Annotated in this window: 3 protein-coding genes and 3 pseudogenes; 3 read left to right on the top strand and 3 right to left on the bottom strand. The window is 53.4% G+C overall.

Annotation, left to right across the window (positions count from 1 at the left end):
- Positions 1 to 322, bottom strand: a pseudogene (locus tag B7Z76_RS15450) (transposase); the annotation flags it as partial.
- 316 nt (positions 323 to 638) lie between these two features.
- On the opposite strand from B7Z76_RS15450, the gene B7Z76_RS15445 reads away from it, so the two are divergent.
- Both B7Z76_RS15445 and B7Z76_RS15440 read left to right on the top strand, forming a co-directional pair.
- Entirely contained in the window at positions 639 to 1496 is an 858-nt protein-coding gene (locus B7Z76_RS15445; protein ID WP_291345074.1) for a winged helix-turn-helix domain-containing protein, read from the top strand.
- 227 nt (positions 1497 to 1723) lie between these two features.
- Positions 1724 to 1825: pseudogene (locus B7Z76_RS15440) on the top strand (IS5/IS1182 family transposase); the annotation flags it as partial.
- Positions 1826 to 1879: 54 nt separating this feature from the next.
- Here B7Z76_RS15440 and istB read toward each other — a convergent pair.
- Entirely contained in the window at positions 1880 to 2686 is an 807-nt protein-coding gene (istB, locus tag B7Z76_RS15435) for an IS21-like element helper ATPase IstB (protein ID WP_011930470.1), read from the bottom strand.
- Positions 2676 to 4202 carry an IS21 family transposase gene (istA, locus tag B7Z76_RS15430; protein ID WP_211477463.1) on the bottom strand — a complete coding sequence of 509 codons (1527 nt, stop codon included), beginning with the start codon at positions 4200 to 4202 and terminating at the stop codon, positions 2676 to 2678. The genes istB and istA overlap by 11 nt, the downstream gene beginning before the upstream one ends.
- A gap of 108 nt (positions 4203 to 4310) precedes the next feature.
- On the opposite strand from istA, the pseudogene B7Z76_RS15425 reads away from it, so the two are divergent.
- A pseudogene (locus B7Z76_RS15425) lies at positions 4311 to 4778 on the top strand (transposase); the annotation flags it as partial.
- Positions 4779 to 5018: the final 240 nt, after the last annotated feature.

Below are 5018 nucleotides of genomic sequence, written 5' to 3'. Positions count from 1 at the left end.
CCAGCCAGGCTTCCTCTCCCGGCATGTGCTGGGCACCGGCAGAACCGATTCGCTGGGGCGCGCCATCAGCAATGCGTACCCTCATGGCGGCAAAGCGGGTTGTCAGACACCCCTTTGTTCCCTTGCGCCAACCGAGCTGCCGCCACTTCGTGCCTTCGAGCATCGCTTGTGCCGCCATGGATTTGACGTCGGGCACATGACGCACCCGTGGGCGACCGCGGCCTGCGACCGGGAAGATCAGCTGCACATCCGCCGGATAGACATTCTGGTGCCGGTGGATGCCGACAGCCCAGCAAAGGCCGCGTGCACTCAGCCGGCTTCTGTCCTCTATCTATCTGTTTCTGTTGGAACAATCCGTTTTATTGGAATGCCCAACAAAAATACAATCGCATAGCAGGAATGCAAAATTATCATATATATCTGAAGAGTCATAAATATCAAAATTTAGACGATTTATCAGATAGTTTGGCTGATGTTCATGTATCGATCAATATAAAAAGATATTTTGAATTTATAGACATAAATAACAAATTTCATGACATTAATTTTATTGTTTCAATAACAATTTGAATTTTGGAAAAAAAAGAAAAGTAAACTATTAGATTATAGGTAATTAGTTTCAAATCCAAACAAAGCTTATGGATGATTCAATGCTATATGACGCACAGTCGATTAATGACGTAAAAAAGTATAACCGTAAGATAAAAAAAACTGTTACAGTATTTATGTCAGAAGATAATCATATAGATAATGTATTGAATGAAATTCATGATTTTGATATCGACATCATCTTCGAAGGCGATACTCAAAAAATGAATAAAATATCAAAAAATAATGCTTCAGACATATTTCTATTTTGCATGAAAAATTATAGTATAAGTCTAACCAAAAAAATTATTGAAATTAGAAACAAAACAAACTCGCCAATTGTTGTTCTGTCTGAAAATTATGATGAGGTTCTTGCTCTGACCGTATTCAAATTTGGTGCAGATGAATATTGGTATTCGATCAATGATAGTCAGAAGATAAAAAACAATATATTTATGACTTTTCTAAAACAAAGCATAGATATGTATGTTAGGAATGATGTTGGTCAAAATTTAAATGATAAGCAAGGTTTGGAAAATAATAAAGAAATAAAGTATGTCGACATATTTAATAATAGTACAAAATTTTTTATCGCATTTACGCCTTATGAATATAAAACGTTATCAATTTTAGTTGAAAATGCTGGAATTGTGATTCCGCGAGGAAGTTTAGCCCTTATGGTTCGTGGTCGCGTTAGTAAAAACGTCGACCGCAGCGTTGATAACATAATATCTCGGATCAGAAGAAAATTAAAAATGTTTAAAATTTTAAATTATCCGATCAGAAGTTTTAATTCTATAGGATATATATTTGTTGGAGACAGAGATGAGTTTGTTAAAGATTTAGGTAATGCAATTGATGAACATATCTACAATAAAAAACTAGATCCCAATGAAATAGGAGAGTGAACGCGGTCTTCCAAAGACTGAAGAGGAAAGTCGGCGGCTACTTTCTTGTTGCCCGCCTAGAGCACTTTCCGATCATTTCGGATCGGATGTAGTGCTCTATCATATTGATAATTAGAGCATCTTTATCCGATCAGATGATTCCATCTGATCGGATGATGCTCTAGGCTATGTACCTATTGCCATGACTACGGGACGTCTGACTCAAGTCTGTTCGGAGGACTTGGAACATGGCGGAACTTTTCTGGCTGAACGACACTCAATGGGCTGCGATCGAACCATTGCTGCCGAAGCTTGGCGGCAAGCCTCGGGTTGATGACCGCCGGGTGTTGATTTCCACTGAGAAGTGACCCGGGAATTCCATCGAGATTTGACCCGTCTTTTGGTTATGATTTGGGTTTCATGATGGGGTCAAGGGCTGCTTTTCTCCTTTCGTTTTGAGATTTCTGCACTGAGCTGTTCTTGAACCGGAAGCTGTCATTGCCGGTCTCCAGGATGTGGCAGTGGTGCGTCAGGCGGTCGAGGAGAGCGGTGGTCATCTTGGCGTCGCCGAAGACCGCGGCCCATTCGCTGAAGCTGAGGTTGGTGGTGATGGCGACGCTGGTGCGCTCGTAGAGCTTGCTGAGCAGATGGAACAGCAAAGCGCCGCCTGAGGCGCTGAAGGGCAGATAGCCAAGCTCATCGAGGATGACGAGGTCGGCATGGATCAGGCGGCCGGCGATTTGCCCAGCCTTTCCCTGAGCCTTTTCCTGCTCCAGAGCATTGACCAGCTCGACGGTGGAGAAGAAGCGGATGCGCTTTTTGTGATGCTCGACGGCCTGCACGCCAAGCGCGGTGGCGATGTGAGTTTTACCCGTGCCCGGGCCGCCGACGAGCACGACATTGTCGGCGGGCTCGATGAAGTCGCAACGATGCAACTGCCTGACCAGGGCCTCATTGACCTCGCTGCTGGCGAAGTCGAAGCCGGCCAGGTCGCGATAGGCCGGGAAGCGGGCGGCCTTGAGCTGATAGGCCATGGAGCGGACCTCGCGCTCAGCGGTCTCGGCCTTGAGCAACTGGGAGAGCACCGGGATGGCGGCTTCAAAGGCCGGAGCACCCTGCTGGGCCAGTTCATCGACGGCCTGTGCCATGCCGTGCATTTTGAGGCTGCGAAGCATGATGACGAGCGCACCCGCGGCGGGATCATGACGCATGGCGAGTCTCCCCGGTTTGACGCAGGGTATCGTAGCGCTCGACATCGGCCCTGGGCTCATGGGCCAATGTCAACGCCTGTGGTGCGGTGATGACTGGCGGCGGCGCCTGTTTGCCGTCGATCAGCCTGTGGAGCCGGTTGAGGATATGCGTCTTGGACGGCACGCCATCGGCCAAGGCCAGTTCCGCCGCCATCAGAACCAGTTGCTCATCATGGTGCAGCACCAGGGCTAGGATCTCCACCATATCGCGGTCACCGCCTGGATGCTGCAGGAGATGCCGCTGCAAATGCCGGAACGCATCGGGCAATTCCAGGAACGGCGCGCCGTTGCGCAAGGCGCCCGGCTTGCGCTGGATCACCGCCAGATAATGCCGCCAGTCATAAATCGTGCGGCCGGGACCGTGTGTCCGCTCGACGACGCGGGGGTGTTCGCAAATGATTTGCCCTTCCGCCGCCACCACCAGCCTGTTGGGGTAAACCCGCAGGCTGACCGGCCGGTTGGCAAAAGAAGCCGGCACGCTGTAGCGGTTGCGCTCCAGGTGGATCAGGCAGGTCGAGGAGACGCGCTTGGTGAATTCCACGAACCCATCGAATGGCCGCCCCACGGGCATGAGGCTCTCGACCTCCTGGGCCCAGACATCGGCAATGCTCCCTGGCTCGCCGCCATGTGCGGTCTGCTCCCAAAGCTCCCGGCAGCGCTGTTCCAGCCAATCATTGAGGGCGTCGAGGGTTTCGAACGGCGGCATGGATTGCCACAGGCGATGGCGGGCATCCTGGACGTTCTTTTCAACTTGCCCCTTTTCCCAGCCTGCGGCGCGATTGCAGAAATCGGGCTCGAAGAGATAATGGCTGGTCATCGCCTGGAAGCGCAGGTTGACGCTGCGCTCCTTGCCGCGACCGACCTTGTCCACGGCAGTGCTCATGTTGTCGTAAATGCCCCGCCGCGGCACGCCGCCAAGCGCCCGGAAGGCGTGGTTGTGCGCATCGAACAGCATCTCATGCGTCTGCAGCAGATAGGCGCGGATGATGAACGCGCGGCTGTAGCAGAGCTTGGTATGTGCCACCTGCAGCTTGACGCGGGCGCTGCCAATGACAGCGAAATCCTCGCTCCAGTCGAACTGAAAGGCTTCGCCGGGCGCAAAAGACAGCGGCACAAAGGTGCCACGCCCGGCGGTCTGCTGCAGAAGTTTGCATTCTTCCTTCCAGGCGCGGGCAAATGCCGCTACCCGGTTGTAGGAGCCGTCATAGCCAAGGCTGACCAGGTCTCCGTGCAATTGCTTCACCGTCCGCCGCTGCTTGCGCGGCCGGTTCCCCTCACGCCGGAGCCAGAGGGCCAACTTCTCGGCATACGGGTCCAGCTTGCTCGGCCGGTCCGGAACCTGAAACTTCGGCTCAATCTGATCAGACCGCAGATATTTGCGGATTGTGTTCCGCGACACGCCAAGCCGCCGTGAAATCTCCCGGATCGGCACATGCTCACGCTTATGCCACCGGCGGATAATGCTCAAAAACGCCATGTCCAACACTCCGTTCGCCCCCGCCTCTTCCAGACGGGGAAACAGTCAAACATGGGTCAAATCTCAGTGGAAAAATCCGGCCTTCCCGGGTCACTTCTCAGTGGAAATCAACACTGCATCGTCCATCTGCTCCGGAATTCCATGGATTTCGTGTCCTACAAGGACCGCAAGGCGGTCGCCACCGCCCTCAAGGACATCTACCGGGCCGTTGATGCCAGGGCCGCCGAGGCCGCTCTCGCCGATTTCGAGGCCGGTCCATGGGGCCAGAAATACCCCGCCATCGGCCAGAGCTGGCGCCGGGTGTGGCAGGAAGTCATCCCGTTCTTTTCCTTCCCCGGCGAGGTCCGTCGGATCATTTATACAACGAACGCCATAGAAGCTTTGAATTCCAAGCTGCGCCGGGCCATCCGCGCGCGCGGCCATTTCCCCAGCGATGAGGCCGCGGCCAAGCTGCTCTATCTGATCCTGAACCGATCCGAAAAAGAGTGGGTGATGCCACCTCGAGAATGGGCTATGGCAAAGGCTCAGTTCGCCGTCATCTTCGGCGACCGCTTCGTAAGGGCCCTGGCGGCCTGATGTTCAACCGCCGCCCATACACGAAATTCACGACAGTGCCCAGGCCTCCGACATCAGCGGCGCAAGGGCGCTTCTGCCCACAATACCGCCACCAGAAGAGCTGATCGCCGACAAGGCCTACGACGCCGATGACCTTAGCACCTTCCTCACCCGCCAAGGCACCAGGCCCGTGATCTCGCCCATGCCCAACCGCCGCGCCATTCCGCCCTTCGACCCCGTCGCCTACAGAAAGCGCAATCT

It is taken from the genome of Acidiphilium sp. 20-67-58, from assembly GCF_002255515.1.
In the GTDB taxonomy this organism is placed as follows: Bacteria; Pseudomonadota; Alphaproteobacteria; order Acetobacterales; family Acetobacteraceae; genus Acidiphilium.
Note: the sequence above shows the minus strand (reverse complement) of the source record. Positions and strands in the feature narration are given on the sequence as shown.

What these genes read in the sequence shown, in the direction of transcription:
- B7Z76_RS15445 (WP_291345074.1), top strand. Translation starts at nt 639, where the DNA reads ATGGATGATTCAATGCTATATGACGCACAGTCGATTAATGACGTAAAA.
- istB (WP_011930470.1), bottom strand. Translation starts at nt 2,686, where the DNA reads ATGCGTCATGATCCCGCCGCGGGTGCGCTCGTCATCATGCTTCGCAGC.
- istA (WP_211477463.1), bottom strand. Translation starts at nt 4,202, where the DNA reads ATGGCGTTTTTGAGCATTATCCGCCGGTGGCATAAGCGTGAGCATGTG.